Genomic DNA, 22299 nt, shown 5'->3' with positions numbered 1-22299 from the left:
TCGCAAACCGGCCTCCACGACTCATACCGTGGAGGCCATCAGGTCCACCTTATTTTGACTTCATTTTCAAATAGGACTGGTGCATGTCCGACGCCCAGCCATCGATCACGGCTTTCACGTCATCGGCCTTCATGACCTGAGAATCGTTTTCCAGAGGTTTGCCGGTGCCCTTGCGCACAACCTGCGCCACCACCTTGTTGTTGCCGCCATCGATGAACACCGCTTCGGTGGCCAGGGTGGTTTCCTGATCGCGACTGCCGCTGGCGGTCGTGACCGCTGCCGCCACCAGAGCAATCGGGATCACTTCATAGGCATGCAGGCCTTCGGTCTTGCTGCTGACGGCGGTGATGGCTGCGCGCACAACGATCACGCCCGGGCCGGGGCCGCTGGCCAACGGCAGGGATTTGCCCACTTCACGCTTGAGCGCCTGATCATAGTAAGCCGTGATGCCGTTGAGGGTCTGTTGCGGGATTTTCACCGTTGGCTGAGGCTTGGGATAGAGCTGGGTCGGTTCGATGTAGACGCTGGTGAACTTGTTGATATCGAGTTTGGGATCGACCCAGCGCATCACCTCGGCACCGGACGGTGACTTGGCCTCCTTGAGTTGGCTGTAGTCCTTGAGAAAGCCTGAATACTCATCCGGAGCGACGGTCTTGCTGGAGCAACCCACCACGCCAAGCGTGGCAATGCACAGGGTGCTCATCATTAGGGCTAGCTTCATGCTGTAACTCCTGTCAGAAGGCCTGATTTATTGCATCGGGGAGTTACAGGTATAGCTAAAACCACAGGCTTTGCGCTTGCCGGACGGGAAATGAATCCCGCCCCCGGCCTGAAGTACGAAAGAACCCGATTCAGATCAGATTCACCAGGTCGACGTCTCCCCGCTGCGCAACGCCATCTCCCGCCGACTGTGAAGCCGCATCGCCTTGATCAGCGACACCGTGCCCACCAGCAACAACGCAGCGCCAAACAGGAAGTCGATGTTGTACAGCTGGAAATCCTGCACCGGCCCCACCAGCACCGTGCGCACTACGCCGATGCCCACCAGTGTGGCGAGGAAGTCGATCCCCGGCTCGTCACGGTAGAACACCAGCAGCAACGGCAGGCACAAGACCAGCAACATCAGCAGCACCACAACCTTGAACGCGCCTTTGCGCTCGACGCTGAACGCACATTCGTGGTGGCCGTAGGCTTTGTAGTCTTCGTCGCGGACCATCACGTTTTTCTCGTTGATGTAGTCGGCGCGGTTGTACTTCTGGATCGGCGTGAAGGTGTTGGACATCTCCATCAGCGTGGTGATGTTCTTGAAGCGCAGGTCGACGCGCTCGTTGCCCTTGACGTAATACAGCACCGGTTTGTAGCCGTAGCGATAGGTGTCGAAAGGAAACTCGGTGACCCGGCCCTGAACGCCGATCGGACGTGATTCGAGCTGGGCGAAGGCGCTTTTGTCGGTCGAGGCGAGGTTGCGGCTCAGGGGCAGAACCTTCACTTGCTCAAGGAAGATCGGCGTGACGCCGTAGGACCACTGCAACGGTTCCAGGCGCAGACGCAGTTCGTTGCGGCCCAGGTCATAGCGGTTGAAGGTGCGCTCGGAAACCACCACCGCACCGCTGAGCATGAACTCGCCGCGCAGGTTGTTGGTGATGCGCAAGGTCAGTTGGTCCTTGCCCAGCAGCGCCGCATCCGAGGACGGCGGCGTGCCGCACCACGCGGTGCTTTCGCCGACACCGCCGAGCTGACCGCCACGGTTTTCGTTGAATACGTAGATGTAACCGGCCCACAGCGTCAGCATTAAAAGCAACGCGGTGAGGCCCAGAATCTTTTTGCCCGGACCCACTGATCAGACTCCCTTCTTCGTTCCGTCGTCCAGCCGAAAACCCGCTGGCGACGGGGACTCTACCAAAAGGCCAGCATCGACCCAAGGAAAAATCCCCGAAATACGTCCGCCATAGGGGATTCCCCGGTACATGGCGTTCGGACCTGATCGTGCAATCATTCACTCCCATATAACACTTTCCACTTATAACTTATCGACAAAACAAAAAAAATCTAAAAACCTGTAATTTCTGACAGTTGAAAACTGACACTAAAACTAGGAAATTAGCCCCAACTCAAAACTCCTGACTCAACATCCATGAAACATATACTTCTGATCTATTACTCCCAGACCGGACAACTGAAACAGATCGCAGAATCCTTCATACGTCCGATCATTGAAAATCATTCCATTACGGTAGACGTGGAAGAACTAAAACCAATAACGCCGTATCCATTTCCCTGGCCCTTTGGTCAGTTCATCGATCAGTTTCCGGAAGCTGTCTCACTAATCCCCCCGCGCTGCACCCGTTTCAATTCGACGAGGGCAAAAAATACGACTTGATTATTCTTGCTTACACTGTGTGGTTTCTATCGCCGAGCCCGCCGATCACTGCTTTCTTGAAATCCGCGGAAGGCAAAACGGTGCTCAGCGAAACTCCGGTCGTAACATTGATCGCTTGCCGCAATATGTGGCTAGAGGCTCAAGAGCAAGTTAAACAGTTGATAAAACAGGCTAACGCATACATCCTGGATAACGTGGTATTAACAGACAGAGGAAGTGCGTTAAAAACACTTGTAACAACGCCACGCTGGATGCTGACGGGAAAGAAAAATGCTTTTTGGCGCATTTTTCCCAGAGCCGGGATTCACAATAATGACATCGTCGCAGCGCAACGCTTTGGCAAGGCTCTACTTTTTTCACTTCTCCATGGAAACGTGAAAAACAAGAATCCGGTCCTGACCGGACTGAAAGCCGCAACGGTTGATCAACGACTGATCGGTAGCGAAAAAATTGCACGTCGCAGTTTCCTAATCTGGGGAAAAATCTTTCGGACACTTGGACCGCAAGGACACCTGCTCAGGAAACTTGCGGTCATTATTTACGGACTTTTTCTGATAATTGTCGTCGCAACCATTGTTCCCTTGACAATGATCATTAGAACGCTTTTAAAACCTTGGCGAAAACTAGCTATTGAGAAAGAGCTTAAATACTTCGAAGGCCCATCCGGTTCAAATGATGATCGCATGGAGAAATTCTCGTGAACAACACCGTATACATCAACCGTACTGGTGCCTTCTTGCCAGGAAACCCTGTTTCGAACGATGAAATTGAGGGTATTCTTGGCATGGTTGCAGGTAAACCATCAAATCTCCGAGAAAGGATTCTGAAAAGCAATGGAATCAAGAGTCGGCATTACGCTATTGAACCATTTACAGGGAGAACAACTCACACCAATGCACAACTTACCGCAGAGGCAATCCGCAATGCATTATTCAATTGCTCGTCACTATCTGACATCTCATTAATAAGTTGTGGAACAAGCAGTCCCGATCAAATTCTTCCTAGCATTGCCTCCATGGTACATGGTGAGCTAGGAAATCCACCTTGTGAACTTGCATCTTTCAGCGGTGGTTGCTTAAGCGGATTATCTGCGATGAAATTCGGTTACAGCTCGATCCTTTCTGGCTTGGAAAACAATGCAATTACGACAGGCTCAGAATTGACCTCGACAATGATGCGCGGAAAAAACTTCGCTGAGGAGTTACATTCAGCTGTCGAGAGATTCGACTCCAATCCTGAAATAGCCTTTGAAAGAGACTTTCTTCGCTGGATGCTGTCTGACGGCGCTGGCGCTTTTTTGATGACCAATAAGCCCAACGAATCAGGAATATCCTTGCGTATCGACTGGATTGAAATGTTTTCGTATGCGAACTTTCTGCCGCCTTGCATGTATTTAGGTGCAGAGAAACTTAAAGACGGCTCTCTTAAAGGCTGGCGAGAATTTAACTCCTATCAAGAACTCGGAGATAAATCCATTTTTTCATTCACACAGGACGTGAGGCTTCTCAATGAATATGTCATCGATTTCACGGTTGCCAGAGGATTACAAGACACCCTTAAAAAGCACACGATAAATCCGCAAGAAATCAGTTGGTTCCTACCCCATTACTCCTCGAATTATTTCCGAGAAAAAGTTTACAACTCGCTCAAATCCATTGACTTTGAAATACCGCTCGAGCGCTGGCATACCAATCTTGAAAGAGTTGGAAATATTGGATCTGCCTCCATTTATTTCTTGATAAACGATCTACTTGAAAGCAAGAAACTGAAGCATGGTGATGAAATTCTCTGCTACGTCCCGGAGAGTGCTCGTTTTTCAACCGGCTTTGCAAAAATGACTGCCATTAAGCACTGATCACGAAATCCACCATGCAGTTCAATTGAAAACTTCAAGAGAGCCGTCATGAAATACAGTTTATCCACACAAGACAAAAAAGCTCCGAGCAGTACCAATGAGCTATTCGATCTGATCATTGGCTCCTGGGCTTCACAGATCATTTACACCACCGCAAAGGCAGGAATCGTCGACAAGGTCCAGACAGGTTTCAACTCTATGGAAAAACTTGCCAGCATCCTCAGCATCAATAAACCGGAACTCAACCGGCTGCTGAGTGCAGTCGATGCTTTAGGTCTCATCCGCCTGCATGACACGGGTTTGATCGAACTGACCGAGATGGGCGAACTACTGCGCTCAGACAAGGATGAAACACTGTACCCTTTTGCGTTGCTTTGTGGCCAAGACTGGCACAACAAGACTTGGGAACATTTGTTCGCACGTCTTGGATCAAACAAACCTGCGTTTGATGAAGTCATGGGCGAACCCGTCTTCGAATACCTCACAAAAAACCTGGGTGCAGGTGCCTTGTTCGATAACGCCATGAATGCCCTTTCATCACTATGGGGTCCTTACGTAGTCTCACAACTGGACCTTTCGGAACTACATTCGGTCCTGGATATTGGTGGTGGTAGTGGAGTTTTTCTTGCACAAATCCTCACACACCAACCGCATTTAAAAGGTCATTTGCTTGATTTGCCCGACGCCATTGACCGGGCTCGGCAAAGCAAACACTTGAGCCACTTTGCCAGCGCTCAACGCTGTGACTTCATAAAGGGCTCTTTCTTTGACGCAATCCCGGTGAAAGCCGATGCGCATGTCATGAAGTTTATCCTTCATGACTGGGCGGACCACGATGCCCTGACCATTCTTTTGAACAGTCATCGAGCACTCAATCCTGGAGACCGTCTGTTTATCATTGAACAGGTTATTTCCGCCTCCAGTCCTCCTCTCGCCAGAATGAGTGACATTGAAATGATGCTTTTTGGCAATGGGAAAGAGCGCACAGCTCAGGAGTTCATCAAGTTACTCGAACGAGCCGCTTTCAAGGTAGAAAGCATCAAAACAACGACTACCCCCTTCTCGATCATTGAGGCCACCGCGCTCTGAGCCAGATACTCGAAATCACAGGTTGAAACATCTGAGTCAACGCCGCCGAAACAACGGCCGTGGCTCGATCACCGAGCGCCCGTACAACACGCTCATCCCGGCCAGGCCCTTGAGCGCATCCTCGGCGGATTTGTCCTCGCGCACCGCGAAACTGTCGAAACCGCACTGGCGCATGTGGCTCAGTTGATCGCGCAGCACATCGCCAATGGCCCGCAACTCGCCTTTCCAGCCGAAACGACTGCGCAGCAGATAGGCCTGGCTGTAGGCGCGGCCGTCGCGAAAGCTCGGGAAGTCGAGGGCGATCAGCGGCAGCGAGTTCAGCCATGGCAGCAGGCTTTCGACGCTATCGTCCGGGCCCAACCAGACTGCGTGGGTCGAGGGTGATTCGAGCCAGTGGGCCAGCGGCAGAATCAGCATCCCGGAACCGGGCGCTGTTTCAGGTGAACGGATCAGCGTCCACGGATCATCGAGCACAATCCGCGCCCCGCCCTCTTCCATCCGCAGCAGATTGTTCATGCCGACACCTCCAGCGCTTTCGGGTAGACCCGTTCCTTGAACGGTTCCAGGCCGATGCGTGCCACGGTATCGACGAACAGTTCTTCGGCCTCGCGGTAACGGACGAAGGTGCCGATGATCCGCTCGATCACCTGTGGCACCTCGGCGGCGCTGAACGACGGGCCGATGACTTTGCCCAGCGCGCTGTTCTTGCCTTGGGCGCCGCCGAGGGTGATCTGGTACCACTCGCTGCCGTTTTTATCGACACCGAGAATCCCGATGTTGCCGATGTGGTGATGGCCACAGGCGTTCATACAGCCGGAGATGTTCAGGCTGATGTCGCCCAGATCATGCAGGTAATCGAGATTGTCGAAACGCGCCTGAATCGCCTGGGCAATCGGGATCGACTTGGCGTTGGCCAGCGCACAGAAATCACCGCCGGGGCAGGCAATGATGTCGGTCAGCAGGCCGACGTTGGCGGCGCCCAGCCCCTGCTCTTTCGCCAGTTGCCACAACGCAAAAAGCTCTGATTTGGGTACATCCGGCAGGACGATGTTCTGCTCGTGGGCGATGCGAATCGCGCCGAAACCGAAACGCTCGGACCAATCGGCAACCGCCAGCATCTGCAAGCCGGTGACATCCCCCGGTGCGGCCGCAACGCCCGGTTTGGTCGACAACACTACGCTGGTGTAGCCCGGAACCTTGTGCGGTTGAACGTTGCGCGCAACCCAGCGGGCGAACGCCGGGTTGTCGGCCAGGTGCGTGCCGAAATCCAGATCGGTGCCGGCCAGCGTGCGGTAGCTCGGCGGCACAAAGGCGTTGGCGACCCGCAGGTATTCATCCTCGGTCAGTTGCGCCGGGCCGTCCTTGAGGTGTTGCCATTCCTCCTCGACTTCCTTGGCGAATGCTTCGATACCCAGCGCCTTGACCAGAATCTTGATCCGCGCCTTGTACTTGTTGTCCCGGCGGCCGTGGCGGTTATAGACCCGCAACACTGCCTCGACATAGGACAGCAAATGCTGCCACGGCAAGCCGTCGCGAATCTGCAAGCCAAGGATCGGCGTACGCCCCAGACCACCGCCGACAATCACCCGCAACAGCATCTGCCCGTCGCGGCCGGGGTAAAGGTAGAGGCCGATGTCATGCATCATGATCGCCGCACGGTCCTGCTTCGCCGAGCAGATGGCGATCTTGAACTTGCGCGGCAGGAACAGGAATTCCGGGTTGATCGTCGACCATTGCCGCAGGATCTCCGCCAGCGGACGCGGGTCGATCAACTCGTCCGCCGCAACCCCGGCGAAGGCTTCGGTGGTGATGTTGCGCACGCAGTTGCCCGAAGTCTGGATCGCATGCATGTTGACCTGCGCCAGACGTTCGAGAATGTCCGGCACCTCGTGCAGTTCGATCCAGTTGAACTGCATGTTCTGCCGCGTGGTGAAGTGGCCGTAACCACGATCGTAGTCACTGGCGATGCTCGCCAGCGTGCGCATCTGTTCGGCGCTCAGCGTGCCGTAGGGAATCGCCACCCGCAGCATGTAGGCGTGCTTTTGCATATACAGACCGTTCTGCAGGCGCAGCGGCAGAAACTCTTCTTCGCTCAACTCCCCGGCCATGAAGCGCTCGACCTGATCGCGAAACTGCGCAACGCGCTCGAACACCAGCGCCCGGTCGTAATCGTCGTATTGATACATCGGCTACCTCATCAGGAATGCACAGATTCCTGTGGGAGCGAGGCTGCTCGCGAATGCGGTGTGCTTTCTGACACACCGCATTCGCGAGCAGCCTCGCTCCCACAGTATTTTCCCTGACTATGGACGAACGGCGCAGTGCACAACAGATTCACCTGAACGCATAAAAACCGTATCAGGGCGCGGCAGATGGCCGCAGGCAGCGCTTCGATCTGATCCGCATAAATGAATAATTCCTGAGCCTGTTTTGTTTCTGGCGGGGTTTCTACAGTGCAGCTCGTGCCAGACCGGGTGGCCTGGCAAGACTTTGACCGTGGAAGAATTGACCATGAGCACAGCAACAATCGGACAGGCTTATAACTACAAGGTCGTCCGCCAATTCGTCATCGCGACAGTTTTCTGGGGTGTCGTGGGCATGGCGATGGGGGTATGGATCGCCTCGCAACTGGTATGGCCGGACATGAATCTGGACTTGCCGTGGACCACCTTCGGCCGCTTGCGACCGTTACATACCAGCCTGGTAATTTTCGGCTTCGCCGGCAGCGCACAATTCGCCGCCAGCTATTACGCGGTGCAGCGTACCTGCCAGGTGCGGCTGTACTCGGACAAGCTCGCAGCGTTCACCTTCTGGGGCTGGCAATCGGTGATCGTGATCATGCTGGTCACCCTGCCGATGGGCTACACCACCACCAAGGAATACGCCGAGATCGAATTCTCCGGCGCGGTGTGGATGGCGGTGGTCTGGGTCGCGTACGCCATCGTGTTCTTCACCACGGTGGTGCAACGCAAGACCAAGCACATCTACGTCGGCAACTGGTTCTTCGGCGCGTTCATCCTGGTGATCGCCATGCTGCACGTGGTCAATCACCTGTCGATCCCGGTGGACTGGTTCAAGTCCTATCCGGTGTATTCCGGCGCCACCGACGCCATGGTGCAATGGTGGTACGGGCACAACGCGGTGGGCTTCTTTCTGACTACCGGCTTCCTCGGGATGATGTATTACTTCGTGCCCAAGCAGGTCAATCGGCCGGTGTATTCGTACCGGTTGTCGATCGTGCACTTCTGGGCGCTGATCACCCTGTACATCTGGGCCGGCCCGCACCATTTGCATTACACCGCACTGCCGGACTGGGCACAGTCGCTCGGCATGGCGATGTCGCTGATTCTGCTGGCGCCGAGCTGGGGCGGGATGATCAACGGGATGATGACGCTGTCGGGTGCCTGGCATCAGTTGCGCACCGACCCGATCCTGCGCTTCCTCGTTCTGTCGCTGGCGTTCTACGGCATGTCGACCTTCGAAGGCCCGATGATGGCGATCAAGACCGTCAATGCCCTCTCCCACTACACCGACTGGACCATCGGCCATGTACACGCCGGCGCCCTCGGCTGGGTGGCGATGATTACGTTTGGCGCGACCTATCACATGGTGCCAAAAGTGTTCGGCCGCGAGCGGATGCACAGCACGCCGCTGATCAACCTGCACTTCTGGCTGGCGACCATCGGCACCGTGTTGTACATCGCTTCGATGTGGGTCAACGGCATCACCCAGGGCCTGATGTGGCGGGCGATCAACGAGGACGGCACGCTGACCTACTCGTTCGTCGAAGCGCTGCAGGCCAGTCATCCTGGGTTTGTCGTACGGTTTGCCGGTGGGGTGTTCTTCCTCAGCGGTATGTTGCTGATGGCCTATAACGTGTGGCGCACGGTGCGGGTGGCGGACGTTGCGATTGCCCACCGTGAAGCGCAGATCGCCTGATCAAGGGAGCCGGTCATGTTCGATATTTTTTTGAATGTGTTGGGCGTGCTGTTTTTGTGGTTGTCGGTGGAGTATTGCTTGCGCCATGAAACGGCTGAAAGCCTGGATGATGCGAGCCTGACGCCGTTTGCCGATGATCCGGAGGTGGCGCGGCGGGTTGAGCTGGCCACCGGCAAGACCGTGAAAGCGGTGGCGCCGGAAACGGCGAAGCCGGGCTGGATCAATCTCGACATGTAGCCGCAAATGGCTGTCCACTGTTGATCGTTCCCACTCCGCGTGGGAACGATCTTTCACAGCAATTCAGACCCTGCGCAGACGCGCCATGCTCAGGGTGTCGACCCATTGCCCGTCACGCACGGCGTAATCGCGGAACAGGCCTTCGTTTTCGAAGCCGAACTTGCGGTAGAGGCCGATGGCCGCTTCGTTGTCGGCGTACACCGAAAGCTCGACCCGGTGCAGGTTCATCCAGTTGTCGGCGACATCCAGCGCCGCCGACAACAGCTTCGAACCGACGCCCTTGCCCTGCCACGCCACCGCAACGGCCATGCCGACACTGCCGGCATGGCTGCGGCGCACACGGGAAAAAGCCTCCAACCCCAGATGACCGATCACCGCACCCTGATGCAACGCCACCAGTTTCACCATCCGTTCGTTTTCCGGCATCAGTCGTTGGCGCCAGATCTCGGCAGACTGAAACGGCATCTGCAACACCTGCCGGGTCACGGCCGGGTCGTTGTAGAGCGCGGTGACACCTTCGATGTGGGACTCGCTGAAGCGTTCGAGGTGAATGACGGGGTTGTGCTCAGGCATGAAAGATCCCTCCTGGATCAGTGCGTGGCCGGTCACTTTAAACCGCTTCTTCACGGACTCGCCATGCCTGTTTAAAGCCGTTGACCGAAACTTCCGGCAAGCTACAACGCCTTGCGCCATTGCCTACGCATCCGCCAGAATCCGCCGGCTTGTGCGCCTTGAGGGCCGGCCCTATCGTTTCCGGGTCGCTGACGAATCAGCGATCGAGTCTCGCAGCCCGCGATCTCTGGACGCACAACACCCTCCAGTTTTATGGCGGCTGTACGTGGGAGACCTTCGGGTCTGCCGGTTCTAGAGTCCCGGTCTGCGACCCGCGTATAGCTGCCACCTCTTCGTATCGCAGCGAATCGTGGCGGCTCCATGACTCTGGAGATTCAATCATGATCAAACCAACACCAAACCCACCCGAAACCGACCCGACCTCGCCCTACGAAACCCTCGATTCCAAGAAATTCCACGAAGCCGCCGACCGCGCCCTCGATCACTACCTCAACCCGTTCCACCCCAGAAAACCGCTGCTCAAACCCAACACCCGCTACCTCATCGCTCCCGGCATCCCGAATGAAGAACTGCTGGCCGACGCCTGCGAAACCCTGACCTCGGCCAAAACCATCAACAAAGGGCATCAACAAAGGGGACGTATTAACAAAGGGGACGGATTTATTAAATTAAGTCCGTCCTTTTTACGCGATTATTCAAACCACTCCTGCCGCTCATTGAAGGTGCGTTGAATCAACTCCACCAACACCTGCACCTCCCCGACACTCTGCGAGTCACTGTTCACCGCCAACCACGCCTGCAACCGCATCGCCTCCTCAAACAACCCCGGCAACGCCACCAACCCGCGATCAAATCGGCTCATGTACATCGGCAGCAACCCGATGCATGCGCTGCACCGAATCATCTCCAGCATCAGTTCATAAGACTGCATCTGAACCACCCCAGCCAGACGTTGCTCGACCAGATTGTTCCACGGTCGGAAGCTGTCGATCTGCCGGTCATGCTGCCATTGCACCAGCATGAAATCTGCGAGGTCATCAGGACTTTCCGGGCGTGCAGTCACGCGGGAGTAGCGTTTGGCGATGTGCGGCTGGTATTCCAGTTGCGCGAGGCGCTGCGGTTCGCTGGTGGCGAAGGTCGGGCCGGGATGCGGGGTGTCGCCGTGGGCGAGCCACAGCACGATGTCGGCACTGACCGCGCGCAGGGCCAGTTCGCTGTCGAGGGCGATGATCTCGAGGCGCACGCTGGCGTTGCGGCGCAGCAGTGCGATGAGGTCGCGGCCGAGGATGTCGTGCAGGATCGATTCGGCGACGGCCAGCCTGATCAGGGGTTGCTCGATCACAGGGAGTTTGCGTTCGTGGGCCAGGGCCACCAGTTGCGCCTGTAATTGCTGGCCTTCGCGGGTCAGCGTCAAGGCACTGCCCTGAAAGCTGAACAACGCGCATTGCAATTGCTGTTCAAGCTGCGCCAGTTGTTTGCGCAGCAGGGTCGAGCGCACGTTGAGGCTGCGGGCGGCCTGCATGAAGCAGCCGCAACGGGCGCTGACCAAAAAGTATTGCGCGATTTCGCCCTCGATCTTCGCAACCTGCGCCAGCCAGGGTTCGGCCTTTTCCTGCGGCCAGCGAAAATCGGGGCTGCCCTGTCGTCCTGCGGGTTCGGTGAATGACATCGATGACTCCCTGTCGATCTTTGTTGTTTGCCTTTGCACATCTCCTGTGGGAGCTGCGGTGAATCTGAATTACAGCTTTTCCTCCAGCACCTTGTTGAGTTCGGCCCCGTCGATGCTCAGGGTCGCGGTATTGAGCATGCCATCGAGATACGCCTGGGCGATCTGTTCCTGACGCTGGGCCCGCAAGGCCTGGGTCAGTTGGTCACGCAGTTCGTCGAGGGTCGCGGTGCGGGCCGGTTGTTGTTCGGTGAGTTTGATCACATGGAACCCGGCGCTGCTTTGCACGGGATCGGAAACCGCTCCGACCTTGAGTCGAGCGACGGCGCCACGCACTTCCGGCACCAGTTGCTGCAACGGTTGCAGACCGGTGTCGCCGCCGCGTTCGGCAGTGAGGCGATCCTGGGAAAACTCCTTGGCCATTGCTGCAAACTCCGCCGGAGCCGCCTGAGCTTTCTTGCTCAAATCCGCCGCCTGCTTGCGCACGGTTTCAAGGTTCTGCGGCTCGTTCACCCCGAGGAAAATCTGGCTGACCCGATACAGCGCCGGCGTCTGCCAATTGGCCTTGCCCGCGTCATAGGCCTGCTGCAATTCGGCGGCGCTCGGATAGTCCGCCGGCACTTTGCTCACCGACTGCAAATAGTCGCGGAACACGATCTGCTCGGTGGCCGCGCGGGTCTGCCGCACTACGTCCGGACGCTGTGCCCAGCCCTGGGCGTCGGCCTGTTCCAGCACGGCTTTTTCAGCCAGGCGTGAACGAATCCAGCGCTCCAGCGCCTCACGATTGCCGCGCAGTTGCTCGCGGGTCTGCGGTGGAACAGCCGCCAGTAACGCCTGCAATTCCTCCGGCGTGACTTGCTGATTGCCCAACCGCGCCACCGCCGGCCCGGCACTGGCGCCCACGACCGGCGCCGGTTGCTGGGCGGCGACCGGGTCATTGCCCGGCCGCACCACCAGCGCCACGGCCACCACCAACAGCGCCACCGCAGCGGCGCTGATCACCATGGCAGGTTTCGTCACAGCGCGACTTCCTCTTGCTCAACCTTTGGAGCCTGGGCGGCAGCGGAGTTCTGGGTGAAGTCACGCAGGTACACAATGAATTCCTGCAGCAGGCGATCCCACAGTTCCAGATTGCCGCGCAGGTAATCGCTGCTGACGCCGGCGGCCACCACCACGTCCATCTCCATCACCAGAAACTCGCCCTGCAACGACAACCGGGCAAAGCGACGGGTCGCGTTCCACTGTTCGGCCACACCCGCCGGCAATTCACCCTGTACGCGCAGTGCGCAGCTGAAGGTGAAGTCGACGTAGCTGCCCTGCTCCACCACCGCCGGGTTGCCGAAACGCACCGCGTAACCGATGCCCTGACTGGCGCTGAGCAGTTGAACGATGCCGTTCTGTTCGGTCTGGTTGACGCGGTAACCGGCGGCTTGCAGCACTTCGGTCAGGGATTTCGGGGATACGTGGCTGATCAATTGAGTCATGACTTCTTCCTTGTTCATTAATGTGCGAGCGCCGCTTGCGGCGCATCGAATTGTGTCTTGTACAGCTCATCGCCGAAGCCCTGAGCCAGTTCATCGAACTTGACCCGGGCGCTGCCGGCGAAGGGCTGGCGGATCTTCATCACCTCGGCCACATCGATGTTTTCGTAGGCGGTAAGGATCTGCTTGGCCACGCCGTACATTTGCTGATTCTTGACCGAACATTGCTGCACTTGTGTGTCACGTTCGGCCAATTGCGCTTGAAGCTTAGACCGTTCTGCCTCTTTGGCACGGGCCATGACCAACAGCTCGTCATAGGCCTTCTTGAACTTGCCGGTCTGTTCGTTGCTGGCCGCCACCTGCGCCTGAGCCTGGCTGTGCAGACTCTGCTGCTGCCCGGCCAATTGCTCGGCGAGGCCTTTGGCCTTGGCCAGTTCGGCAGTCAATTGCTTGATTTGCGCCTGCGCTGCCTTGGCTTCGTTCTGCGCCGCCAGTTGCGCGGCGCTGGCCTGGGCCTGCTGGCTTTGCAGGGTTTGCAGCTGCTGGGTGGTGCTGCGCAACTGGGTGCGCAAACGCTCTTCCATGCCTTCGGCGCTGGCCCCGCTGGCGACTATCAAGCCCAGACCCAACAGTAAAAATCGCGCGTTCATAACCCTCTCCCGGCGCCTTAGAAGCGCGTGTTGATCTCGAGCTGCAAGACGTCGATGTCGAACGGCGCGCCATACACCGCCTCGGTGCTCATCCAGCGACCGGTGGCGTAGACGTTCTTCGCCAGACCGTAGTTGCCCCCGAGGATGTAACCCTTGGCGTTGGTGCCGCCGAGGTGGAACGACGAGTCGTTGAAGCCGTCCGGCAAGGCATCCGGCTGGATGTACTTGTAGCCGGCGAACAGGTTCCAGTCGCCCTGCTTCTTCAGGTCCAGCGCGTTGCCGAGGGTGAACTGCACCATCCACGCATTGGCGCCGCTTTCGATGTTGCCGCTGCTGTCGAGGTTGTTGACCAGTTGCCCGGCCGAACGCTTGCGCATGTCGCCTTCGTCGTAGCCGAGGTTGTGGATGTAGTTGCCCTGGCTGCGCAGTTTGAAGTCGGCAGGCAGGTCGGCGTCCCAGACCAGGTTCAGGTCCAGCAGGTTGAATTCCGAAGCCAGGCCAACAAATTGCGGCTGCGGCGTGGTGGTCGGGTTAAGCGGGTTCGGCGTGATGTCGCGCAGCAGGAACACGCTGTTGCCCTTCTGCATGAACGCCGCGCGGGTGCCGTCGCTGTCGCAACCCGGCGCGCCGGCCCACGGCTCGCAAGGGCTGGAGCGCTGGCCCTGGATGTCTTCGAAGCGGTAGTAGGCCAACGCGCCTTTCAGGCGGTTGTTGCTGTTGATCGCCCACTTGGCGCCGACCTGCGCGCCGTACAGCCATTTGTTGTCGCTTTCTTCCTTGTCGAAGCCGTTGCTGGTGGTGGTGTCGCTGGTGTAATCCACCGGGAACGCGCCGACGGTGCCGAACACGCCCCAGTCGCGGTTCAGTTTGTGGTCGAAGATCGCCGCCACACCGTCGAAGTTCAGGTCATTGGAATACAACATGTCGGTGGACATGAACGGGTTGCCGAAGCGGCCACCGGTCAGGGTCAGTTCATCCGACGGTTTCCAGGTCAGGTAGCCCTGATCGAGCCAGATGTCCTTCTTGGCAAAACCGCCGCCGAGGTTCTGGGTGGTCGACACCGGGTTGTTGTCCGAGCCGGTGCCAATGCGGATGCCAGCAGTCCATTCGGGCGAAATCTCCGCTTTCATGCCCAGCCGCGCACGCAGGCGGAACAGGTTGGTGCGGTCTTCACGGGTGTTGAGCAACGGCGGCAACGCGGTGCTGCTGTTGGGGTTCACGTCGTATGGGCCGTTGTTGTTGAGCCGGGCGAAGTCGACGATTTCGTTGCTGTTGCTGCCCGAGTAGTAGCGCGATTCGTCGCGCAGACGGATGTCGCCGTCGAAGCTGATGCGTGACGCCCAGTCCGGGAAAGTGTTGGGCGCGGCCCAGTTTTCCTGTTTGGCAGTGGCCATGACTTCAGCCTTGACCTGATCGCGGATCTGGTCGCGTACCGCCGCCGGCACGTATTGCACCCGTACATCGCCCGGTGCGGCGACCGGCCCGGCCGCCACGGCGGTAGACGCCGCAGCCTGTTTGGCCTGGGCCGCTTCGTTCTGGGCCTGGGCGATCAGCGCGTCGGCTTTGTCCTGTTTCAGAATGCCCTGCTCGACCAGCAAGCGGATCAGATTGATCGTGGCGTTCTCCGAGGGCGCAGGCGCTGCCGCGGCCTGACCGACCAGGGTCGCGATGACCATGCCGACCGCCAGGGACAATCGATTCACGTTGGAAATCATCTGCACACAACTCCTTTTCATACAGCTTTATGAATTCGGTTAACCCGGACGCCGCCCTTGCAGGGACATGCGCACAGGCAAGGTGATGGAGGCCGGTGGCCGTTCGCTCAGATGGGGCGCGTTACGCAACGCGGCCAGCACCTGCGTATCGATCTCGGGGTTGCCGCTGGACTTGACCAGTTCGACCCGGGTGATCTCGCCGACGCCGCTCAGCCAGACATCGGCCTGCAACGAAAATGCGAGGTTGCGCAGGTCGGGGTTCTCCCGAAGCAGCTTCTGGAAGGTGAACGCGAGGAACTGGCTGTAGGTGCCGTTGCCCACGCGCCCACCACCGGCGCCGGCCATGCCGCCGCCCTTGCCCGCGCCGATGTTGAAGGCGTCGTTGCCGCTCTGGGCGTCGCCGTCCATTTGCATCGGGTTGGCCAGGTCGTCCGCCGGCGATGGCGGCGCTTCTTCCTCGGGTTTCACTTCCTGTGGCTCGGGTGTCGGCTCCGGCTCGACGACTTTTTCTTCTACCGGGGTTTCCGGCTCCGGCGGTTTTTCCGGCGGCGGAGGTGGCGGTGGCGGCAACGGAATGATCGTCGGCACCTTCGGCGCTTCCCGGCGGATGCCGCTCATGTCGTTGGCCCACTGCCACAGGAACCACGTGGCAAGTGCGCCGAGGATCAGCCCGGCGCCCCACTTCACGTAGCGCACTGGCGACTTCTTCACCGGCAGCGGTTCGATTGGCATCTGTGCAGTCATGACTCAGCCCTGCGTCGGTTTGCCGGTGACGAGACCGACCTGGGACAGTTCGAGCCGGCGCAACAGATCCAGCACTTCGATGACCTTCTGGTACTGCACCGTGGCGTCGCCGCGCACGATCACCGGGAAGTCCGGGTTCTGCGCCTTCTCAATGCGCAGGCGTTCTTCCAGCTCCGGCAGGGTCACCGGGTAGGCGTCGAGGAACACCTGGCCGCCGTCGTTGACCGAAATCGCCTTGGTCTTGGCCTCGGACAGCGACACCGCGGCGCTGGCCTTGGGCAGGTTGATCTGGATCCCGGAGACCTGCGCGGTGGCGGTGAGGATGAACATCACCAGCACCACCATCAGCACGTCCACCAGTGGCGTGATGTTGATGCTGTCAACCGCTGCATCTTCATCATCGTCGTGGGAGGCATTTACGGACGCCATGTCAGTGCTCCTCAGGCCGGTACGGAGTGGTTGGCGTGATGACCGCGCTGATGCGCCGCTTCACTGGACTGGCCTTCGCCGTGCATCTCCGCCAGACGGGTGATGAACTCGTCGACGAACACGCGCATGTCGGCGCTGACTTCCTTGTTGCGGGTGATCAGGCGGTTGTAGCCAAACAGCGCCGGGATCGCGACGAACAGGCCCATGGCGGTGGCGAGCAACGCGGCCGCCATACCCGGGGCAATGGCGTTGATGTTCACGTCGCCGGCCATCGCCGTGCCGAGGAACACCACCATGATCCCCAGCACGGTGCCGAGCAGGCCGATGTACGGGCCACCGGCGATGGCGTTGGACAGGGTCGAGAGTTTCGAGCTCAGTTGCTGGTTTTCCCGGGTGCGCACGCCGTCCATGGAGCAGCGGATCGCTTCGATGGTCGCCGCCGAAACCGACGAGGTGTCGGCGCCCTGCTCGCGGCGGGTGCGGATTTCTTTCACCGCCACCTGATACAGGCGCCACAGCGGCGAATGCTGCAGACGCTGGGCGAGTTGCGTGTCGTCGGCGAACATTTCCAGGCGAGTGCCGACCTTGGCGAATTGCACGCGGAAGTCTTCGTTGGCAGCGGTGACGCGGCTCAGGGTGCGGTTCTTGCGCAGCATGATGATCCACGACTGGAACATCATCAGCACCAACACCGCGATGATCACCCAGGCATCTACCGGCACGGCATTGAGCAGGAAGCCGAGGCTGCCGAAACCGAAGCCGGACTGTTCTTCATCGGCGCCGTAAGCCACCAGTTTCGACTCGGCGCCCTGGGAAGTGGCGTCGGCCAGCAACAGCGGCGCCGGGCGGGCAACTTTCGACAGGCGCAGTTCGTCGATGGCGCCCACGAACGGCTGGAAAGGACCTTCGTGCAGGTCGGCGCCGATGGCCATGACCGAGTTGAACGCCGGCATCGCTTGAGCCAGCGCTGCGCTTTCGCGACCGTTGATGTACAGCGTCACCTTCGAACCTTCAGCGGTCAGGGCGACGTGTTGCCATTGACCCGGATTCAGCGGTTGCGTGGCCACGGCGCGCTGTCCATCGATTTCCACGAACGGCACACCTTGGTTCACACCGACCAGCAGGTTGTTGGTGCCTTCGCGGCGGGCCAGGATCAGTTGCTCGCCGTTGGCCTGATCCAGTCGCAGCCAGGCACTGAAGGTGAAGGCGCTGCCAGCGTTGTGCTGCAACGACGGGCTGGCCGGCAGCAACAATGGCTGACCGCTGAACTGCAAGGCCCGCCCTACTACGCCGTCAATCGCGGCGCCGGTGGCGCTCTGCGCGGTGTTGCCGTAGGCGGTGGTGTCTTTGGCCGGGGTGCCGGTGGCGCCGTCGAAGTGGTAGAGCGCGGTGTAATTCGGATCGAAGGTCAACTGGCCGTTGCCGGTGGCCGGGGCTTTCTGGTTGCCGTAGTACATCCAGATGTCCTGGCGCTGGCCGCCCTCGACATTCGGCACATCGACCCAGATCAGCGCCATGCCCATCAGCGCGTCGAAGCTTTCAATCTGGTGGTTGAGCACGGTCTTGTCGTCGGCTGCGACAAAGCGCAGGTCCGAGCCGTCCTCTTTCACGCCGTCAAAGGTGAAGTTGCCGGTGTGCAGGCGCACCAGCAGCGCGGTGCGGCCGAGGGCCTGATTGATCCCGGCGCCTTGGGGCGTGGTGTCGACGGCAATCTGTTTGCGGTAATGCCAGTCGTCCTGCCACCAGGCCTGAGCCGTGGCCGGGAGCACGAAGCCCAGGCAGATCAACAACGAAAGGAATAGGCGCTGCATGGAAAGTGCTCCTTGTTAGAAAGTGGCCTGTAGGTTGAAGTGCAGGCGCGATTCCTGTTTCGAGGTGTTCGGCCCTTCGAGTAACGGGTAGCCCCAGTCGACGCTGCCGGACAGCCATTTGCTCAGGCTGGCGCGGGTGCCGAGGCCGACACTGGCCAGGCCGTAACTGGCGTCCTGGTCCGGCAGTTCGTCGCGCAGGTAGAGTTGCGCGCCTTCGGCGAAGGCGTAGAAGCGCCAGTCCTGCATCCAGGTGCCGGCGTACCTGGCCAGCGACGGTGTGCGGACTTCCTGGCTGAGCAACACGCCGTCATCGCCGGTGCGTTCGGCGGCCAGATAGCCGCGTACCGAAGTTGCGCCGCCGGCGGAGAATTGTTCGTTGGAAACCAGTGGCCCCGACGCCAGCTGGAACGCGGCCTTGCTCGCGCTCTGCCAGTCGTTGTCGAAGGTCCAGGTGAAACTGGTGTCGCCCTTGAGCACGGCGAAACTCGGTTTGGCGCGGTAGCGCTTGTAGTCGAACTCTTCGTCGGAGCTGCCGTAGCCGAAAATGCTGCGGGTAGCCGCAACGAGGCTCAGGCCGAGGCCGAGCTGGCTTTTTTCGGTGTAGCGATAGCCGTTGTAGGCGAAGGTGAACGGCGCGTATTTCAGCGGCACCTTGTCGCTCTCGCCGGACAGGGTCAGGCGTTCGTCGAAGTCCTTGAAGTCGATGCCGGCCGACAGCAAGTTCGACCAACTGCCGCTGGACGGGATGGTGTAAATCGCCGACACGCCGTAGGAGTGACCCTTGCCGAGCACGTTGCTGCCGCCGATGGTGGCAACGTTACTGTCGGACTGGTAACCGGAGAACTGCACGCTCCAGCGGTCAGTCAGCGGCGCGGTGTACGAGCCGGACCAGACCTTGGCGTTGTCGGTGTCCTGCGGCGCGGTGAAGTAGGTCAGGTTGATGCTGTGACCGAGCTGCCAGAGGTTGTTGTAGCCGAGGCTGGTGACGGCGCGCAGCTTTTCGGTGTCGGCGCTGTAGTCGTTGTTCAGACCCACGCTGGCGGTCCACGGGTTCTGGTCTTCGACTTGCAGATCGACGTCCATGGTGCCGGGGCGCTGGCCTTCGCGCACCAGCGGCATCACCTGCCGGCCCGGGGTCTTGTTGAGTTGCGCCAGTTCGCCCTGGACCTTGGCGAAGTCCGGCACCTCGCCTTCCTTCAGCGCCGGGACGTTGTCGCGGATGTCCAGCGGCGAATAGTGTTTGGCGCCGACCACCCGCACCCGGCCGACCTTGGTTTCGCTGACTTGCAGATAGACGATGCCGTCGGCCACCGCCTGCTCCGGCAGCTCGACGAACACCGACTGATAGCCGCGTTCCTGATAGACCTTCTGCAAGGCATCCCGCGCGCCTTCGATGTCGCTCAGGGCTTTTTGCGGGCCGAGGAACGGGTACACCGCTTCTTCGATGGCCCGGGCATCGAGCACAGTGTTGCCGCGCACGAAGTATTCGTTGACGTCCACCAGACGCTGCGCACCTGCGTTTGCAGCCTCCTCGGCGAACGCCGGCTGCACGCCGGCCGTCACCAGCAGCCAGCCCCACAGCGCCAGCCGTGACGTGAAAATCTGCTCCACACTACCCCCTGAAATTCGCGATGACCTGTTGGCGTCTCGGCGCCCTGTGTATTGCGTCGGTTGCTGGCCGCCGTCAGTTGCTGACGTGCGGGGCGCAGGCGTGCTTGCCAAGCCAGGTGTGCAGCAGCGCGAAGTTCAAGGAGAACTCGGGCATTTGCAGCAAGGCACCGCAGAACACTTCGCCAATGATTTTCTGAATGAGCAGCACCGCACGGGGCTCGTTGAGCAGCGTGGCGATGTCGCGACTAAGGACGTTGTAGCTCCAGACTTTCTGGTTCAGGCCCAGGCCGACGAACCAGCGGAACAGCAGGTTGTAATTGAGTTGTTCGAACAGCTGCTGCTCGCTCGGCACCGAATACAACAGTTGCAGGAGCAGGATATGCATGACCGTTTGGGCCGGGATCAGCATGCCGGGCTGGGTGTTGAGTTCGTGCAGGAGATCGGCGTGGGCGTCGAACAGGTCGTCGATCTGCGGGCGCAGCAGCACCAGCGAATGACCCGGCGGAATGTAGCTGGAAACCTCTTTCAAGGCGCCCTGCCAGTCATCCTGCGACACGATCCAGACCCACGGCGCGCCGTAGCGATACACCGAAACCGGCTTCTTGCGCGCGGCTTCGACGATCTTCGACAGGCGTTGATCGAGTTCCTGCATGCCCACTTTCGAGTAGCGTTCCATAGTCCCCATTGCCTCACTCCCGGCGTCCCGCCTCGGCTTGTGAAAAGCGCCCAAAGGGCCCCTCAAGCGCGTTACATAGGCATGACCGGACTGGCGATGTGCTACCGAACTTTTGTCATAAAAGCTTCATTACAGAATTTGATCGGGAAACGGCGGGCATAAAAAAACCTGTGGGAACTGGCTGGTTCCCACAGGTTTTCGTCGTGATTGAACGTCAGGAATAAACCGGCCAGGTATCGACGATCTTGCCGCCACGTACCGCCAGCAAGTCACCGAATTGCAGAAGGACGGCTTCAGTCTGCGTCGGCCGCAGAAAGACTTGATCCTCCACCGTCAGCCCCACGGCATTCGAACCATTGACCATCTCCTGATTCGAGCTGCGCCCATAAATACCATTGCTCTGCAGCCCCGGCGGCGATTCGAACTCGGCCATCCAGTTGCCGCCGTAGATGAAAAAGGTCTGGCGCTGGTTGGCGTCCCACCACGAAAACAGTTTGGACTTGTCGTCCAGCGCCGGGATGTTCACCGCCCCCGTGCTTTTCAACACCGGGGTGGCGATGTACGTGGCAGGCACATGCTCTACCAGTGACGGTAGATCATAGTGCGTCGGCTTGAGCATCGCCGTGCCCACCGAGACTTCACTGCTCAGGCTTTCGTTTTCGTGCATGCGATAACTTGGACTTCCGGCAGTGTTCAGACACAAGCCGTCATGCCACAGCGCCGGGTATTGCTGCCGGGTGAAGTCGACGCAGCGCTGATAAATCACCATCACCTTGGCGAACAGTTCCTCGGGTGAGCCGAGAATCCCCGGCACGCCCATGCCCACGAACGGGTCGTAGCCCATGAACCCGGCGAACTCCAGGTGCTGCGGGTTGGCGGCGATCAGCGCGAGCATCTGCCCGAGCACGTTCACGTCACTGACCCCGCCCCGGTGCAGGCCGACGTCCAGTTCGATGTTGATCCGCATCCGGGTGCCCAGTCCTTGGGCCAGCGCGAGGTATTGCTGCAGGCGTTCGGGGTTGTCGATCAGCCATTGCAGTTGCTTCGCCGGGTCGAACGGGCCTTTGTGGGTCTGGTAGAACAACTCGGCCGAGCGCACCGGCAACGGCTTGCCGAGCAAGATGTCGGACTGCGGATAGACCTGCGCATCGTGATTGAGAAACGGCTGATGAAACGACATCAACCGTTGCGTTCCTGCCCGTTGGCCTATGTAGCTGAGCAGCCCCGGCGACGGCAGCGATTTCTCCACCAGTCGCAGGTGTTTGCCGCTGCGTTTCACCGAACCCATCACCACGTCGATGTTGTGGTCGAGGCGATCCAGATCGATCAACAACACCGGGCGCATCGGGCCTTTGGTCTTGAGTTCGTTGTTCAGCGCCCGGAAATACTCGCTGTAAGGCCCGCCGCGATCCCCCGGCCGCAGCCACGCACCCACACCCACCA

General features: G+C 59.2%; 22 protein-coding genes. 6 read left to right on the top strand and 16 right to left on the bottom strand.

Annotated elements, in window-relative coordinates; genetic code table 11:
• Positions 1-49: 49 nt before the first annotated feature.
• Entirely contained in the window at positions 50-721 is a 672-nt protein-coding gene (locus R1A29_RS12720; RefSeq protein ID WP_438301726.1) for a DUF3313 domain-containing protein, read from the bottom strand.
• A gap of 141 nt (positions 722-862) precedes the next feature.
• A complete protein-coding gene (locus R1A29_RS12715) occupies positions 863-1837 on the bottom strand; it encodes a hypothetical protein (protein WP_085708235.1) in 975 nt (324 codons plus the stop codon).
• A gap of 539 nt (positions 1838-2376) precedes the next feature.
• On the opposite strand from R1A29_RS12715, the gene R1A29_RS12710 reads away from it, so the two are divergent.
• Genes R1A29_RS12710 through R1A29_RS12700 form a run of 3 tightly spaced genes read left to right on the top strand, consistent with a single transcriptional unit; the run spans position 2377 to position 5324 of the window.
• Positions 2377-3081, top strand: coding sequence for a dialkylrecorsinol condensing enzyme (locus R1A29_RS12710; RefSeq protein WP_438301725.1), 705 nt, complete (start codon positions 2377-2379; stop codon positions 3079-3081).
• A complete protein-coding gene (locus tag R1A29_RS12705; protein ID WP_438301724.1) occupies positions 3078-4235 on the top strand; it encodes a beta-ketoacyl-ACP synthase III in 1158 nt (385 codons plus the stop codon). The genes R1A29_RS12710 and R1A29_RS12705 overlap by 4 nt, the downstream gene beginning before the upstream one ends.
• A gap of 48 nt (positions 4236-4283) precedes the next feature.
• Positions 4284-5324, top strand: coding sequence for a methyltransferase (locus R1A29_RS12700; protein ID WP_438301723.1), 1041 nt, complete (start codon positions 4284-4286; stop codon positions 5322-5324).
• A gap of 36 nt (positions 5325-5360) precedes the next feature.
• On the opposite strand, the gene R1A29_RS12695 is transcribed toward R1A29_RS12700, so the two are convergent.
• Positions 5361-5840: a DUF934 domain-containing protein gene (locus R1A29_RS12695; RefSeq protein ID WP_438301722.1), complete on the bottom strand. Its 480-nt coding sequence runs from the start codon at positions 5838-5840 to the stop codon at positions 5361-5363.
• Positions 5837-7510: a nitrite/sulfite reductase gene (locus R1A29_RS12690; protein ID WP_438301721.1), complete on the bottom strand. Its 1674-nt coding sequence runs from the start codon at positions 7508-7510 to the stop codon at positions 5837-5839. The genes R1A29_RS12695 and R1A29_RS12690 overlap by 4 nt, the downstream gene beginning before the upstream one ends.
• A gap of 325 nt (positions 7511-7835) precedes the next feature.
• Here R1A29_RS12690 and ccoN point away from each other — a divergent pair, with 325 nt between their 5' ends.
• Positions 7836-9263, top strand: a complete 1428-nt coding sequence (gene ccoN / locus R1A29_RS12685) for a cytochrome-c oxidase, cbb3-type subunit I (protein ID WP_207986088.1) — start codon at positions 7836-7838, stop codon at positions 9261-9263.
• Between the two features lie 15 nt (positions 9264-9278).
• Positions 9279-9500 carry a cbb3-type cytochrome c oxidase subunit 3 gene (locus R1A29_RS12680; protein ID WP_438301719.1) on the top strand — a complete coding sequence of 74 codons (222 nt, stop codon included), beginning with the start codon at positions 9279-9281 and terminating at the stop codon, positions 9498-9500.
• A 63-nt stretch (positions 9501-9563) separates the two neighbouring features.
• On the opposite strand, the gene R1A29_RS12675 is transcribed toward R1A29_RS12680, so the two are convergent.
• Positions 9564-10073, bottom strand: coding sequence for a GNAT family N-acetyltransferase (locus R1A29_RS12675; protein WP_438301718.1), 510 nt, complete (start codon positions 10071-10073; stop codon positions 9564-9566).
• A gap of 380 nt (positions 10074-10453) precedes the next feature.
• Between R1A29_RS12675 and R1A29_RS12670 the strand changes: the two genes are divergently transcribed.
• A complete protein-coding gene (locus R1A29_RS12670; protein WP_438301717.1) occupies positions 10454-10804 on the top strand; it encodes a hypothetical protein in 351 nt (116 codons plus the stop codon).
• On the opposite strand, the gene R1A29_RS12665 is transcribed toward R1A29_RS12670, so the two are convergent.
• The 11 genes from R1A29_RS12665 to R1A29_RS12615 form a co-directional block, all read right to left on the bottom strand.
• On the bottom strand, positions 10765-11742 hold the full coding sequence (locus tag R1A29_RS12665) for a LysR family transcriptional regulator (RefSeq protein ID WP_438301716.1): 978 nt from the start codon (positions 11740-11742) through the stop codon (positions 10765-10767). The two genes, R1A29_RS12670 and R1A29_RS12665, sit on opposite strands and share 40 nt — an antisense overlap.
• Positions 11743-11811: 69 nt before the next feature.
• Entirely contained in the window at positions 11812-12744 is a 933-nt protein-coding gene (locus R1A29_RS12660; protein ID WP_438302041.1) for a peptidylprolyl isomerase, read from the bottom strand.
• Positions 12745-12755: 11 nt separating this feature from the next.
• Positions 12756-13223, bottom strand: coding sequence for a YbjN domain-containing protein (locus R1A29_RS12655; RefSeq protein ID WP_438301715.1), 468 nt, complete (start codon positions 13221-13223; stop codon positions 12756-12758).
• A gap of 17 nt (positions 13224-13240) precedes the next feature.
• The gene (locus R1A29_RS12650; protein WP_438301714.1) at positions 13241-13870 is read right to left on the bottom strand and encodes a DNA repair protein; all 630 of its coding nucleotides are present in this window, start codon (positions 13868-13870) and stop codon (positions 13241-13243) included.
• Positions 13871-13887: 17 nt separating this feature from the next.
• Positions 13888-15585, bottom strand: coding sequence for a putative porin (locus R1A29_RS12645; RefSeq protein ID WP_114882637.1), 1698 nt, complete (start codon positions 15583-15585; stop codon positions 13888-13890).
• Between the two features lie 39 nt (positions 15586-15624).
• Positions 15625-16329: an energy transducer TonB family protein gene (locus R1A29_RS12640; RefSeq protein ID WP_438301713.1), complete on the bottom strand. Its 705-nt coding sequence runs from the start codon at positions 16327-16329 to the stop codon at positions 15625-15627.
• 3 nt (positions 16330-16332) lie between these two features.
• Entirely contained in the window at positions 16333-16758 is a 426-nt protein-coding gene (locus tag R1A29_RS12635; RefSeq protein WP_007955109.1) for an ExbD/TolR family protein, read from the bottom strand.
• An 11-nt stretch (positions 16759-16769) separates the two neighbouring features.
• Complete coding sequence (locus R1A29_RS12630) at positions 16770-18569, bottom strand: DUF2341 domain-containing protein (RefSeq protein WP_438301712.1); 1800 nt, start codon at positions 18567-18569, stop codon at positions 16770-16772.
• A gap of 15 nt (positions 18570-18584) precedes the next feature.
• A complete protein-coding gene (locus R1A29_RS12625; RefSeq protein WP_438301710.1) occupies positions 18585-20180 on the bottom strand; it encodes a ShlB/FhaC/HecB family hemolysin secretion/activation protein in 1596 nt (531 codons plus the stop codon).
• Between the two features lie 73 nt (positions 20181-20253).
• Positions 20254-20865: a transposase gene (locus R1A29_RS12620; protein WP_438301709.1), complete on the bottom strand. Its 612-nt coding sequence runs from the start codon at positions 20863-20865 to the stop codon at positions 20254-20256.
• A gap of 205 nt (positions 20866-21070) precedes the next feature.
• On the bottom strand, positions 21071-22279 hold the full coding sequence (locus tag R1A29_RS12615; RefSeq protein ID WP_438302040.1) for a DSD1 family PLP-dependent enzyme: 1209 nt from the start codon (positions 22277-22279) through the stop codon (positions 21071-21073).
• Positions 22280-22299: the final 20 nt, after the last annotated feature.

This window comes from Pseudomonas sp. NMS19W (assembly GCF_051554255.1).
GTDB classification, from domain to species: domain Bacteria; phylum Pseudomonadota; class Gammaproteobacteria; order Pseudomonadales; family Pseudomonadaceae; genus Aquipseudomonas; species Aquipseudomonas kribbensis.
This window is presented reverse-complemented; position numbering and strand designations above follow the sequence as displayed.

Coding starts and splice junctions, on each gene's coding strand:
- R1A29_RS12720 (WP_438301726.1), bottom strand. CDS start 721: ATGAAGCTAGCCCTAATGATGAGCACCCTGTGCATTGCCACGCTTGGC.
- R1A29_RS12700 (WP_438301723.1), top strand. CDS start 4,284: ATGAAATACAGTTTATCCACACAAGACAAAAAAGCTCCGAGCAGTACC.
- R1A29_RS12695 (WP_438301722.1), bottom strand. CDS start 5,840: ATGAACAATCTGCTGCGGATGGAAGAGGGCGGGGCGCGGATTGTGCTC.
- R1A29_RS12690 (WP_438301721.1), bottom strand. CDS start 7,510: ATGTATCAATACGACGATTACGACCGGGCGCTGGTGTTCGAGCGCGTT.
- ccoN (WP_207986088.1), top strand. CDS start 7,836: ATGAGCACAGCAACAATCGGACAGGCTTATAACTACAAGGTCGTCCGC.
- R1A29_RS12680 (WP_438301719.1), top strand. CDS start 9,279: ATGTTCGATATTTTTTTGAATGTGTTGGGCGTGCTGTTTTTGTGGTTG.
- R1A29_RS12675 (WP_438301718.1), bottom strand. CDS start 10,073: ATGCCTGAGCACAACCCCGTCATTCACCTCGAACGCTTCAGCGAGTCC.
- R1A29_RS12670 (WP_438301717.1), top strand. CDS start 10,454: ATGATCAAACCAACACCAAACCCACCCGAAACCGACCCGACCTCGCCC.
- R1A29_RS12665 (WP_438301716.1), bottom strand. CDS start 11,742: ATGTCATTCACCGAACCCGCAGGACGACAGGGCAGCCCCGATTTTCGC.
- R1A29_RS12660 (WP_438302041.1), bottom strand. CDS start 12,744: ATGGTGATCAGCGCCGCTGCGGTGGCGCTGTTGGTGGTGGCCGTGGCG.
- R1A29_RS12655 (WP_438301715.1), bottom strand. CDS start 13,223: ATGACTCAATTGATCAGCCACGTATCCCCGAAATCCCTGACCGAAGTG.
- R1A29_RS12650 (WP_438301714.1), bottom strand. CDS start 13,870: ATGAACGCGCGATTTTTACTGTTGGGTCTGGGCTTGATAGTCGCCAGC.
- R1A29_RS12645 (WP_114882637.1), bottom strand. CDS start 15,585: ATGATTTCCAACGTGAATCGATTGTCCCTGGCGGTCGGCATGGTCATC.
- R1A29_RS12640 (WP_438301713.1), bottom strand. CDS start 16,329: ATGACTGCACAGATGCCAATCGAACCGCTGCCGGTGAAGAAGTCGCCA.
- R1A29_RS12635 (WP_007955109.1), bottom strand. CDS start 16,758: ATGGCGTCCGTAAATGCCTCCCACGACGATGATGAAGATGCAGCGGTT.
- R1A29_RS12630 (WP_438301712.1), bottom strand. CDS start 18,569: ATGCAGCGCCTATTCCTTTCGTTGTTGATCTGCCTGGGCTTCGTGCTC.
- R1A29_RS12620 (WP_438301709.1), bottom strand. CDS start 20,865: ATGGGGACTATGGAACGCTACTCGAAAGTGGGCATGCAGGAACTCGAT.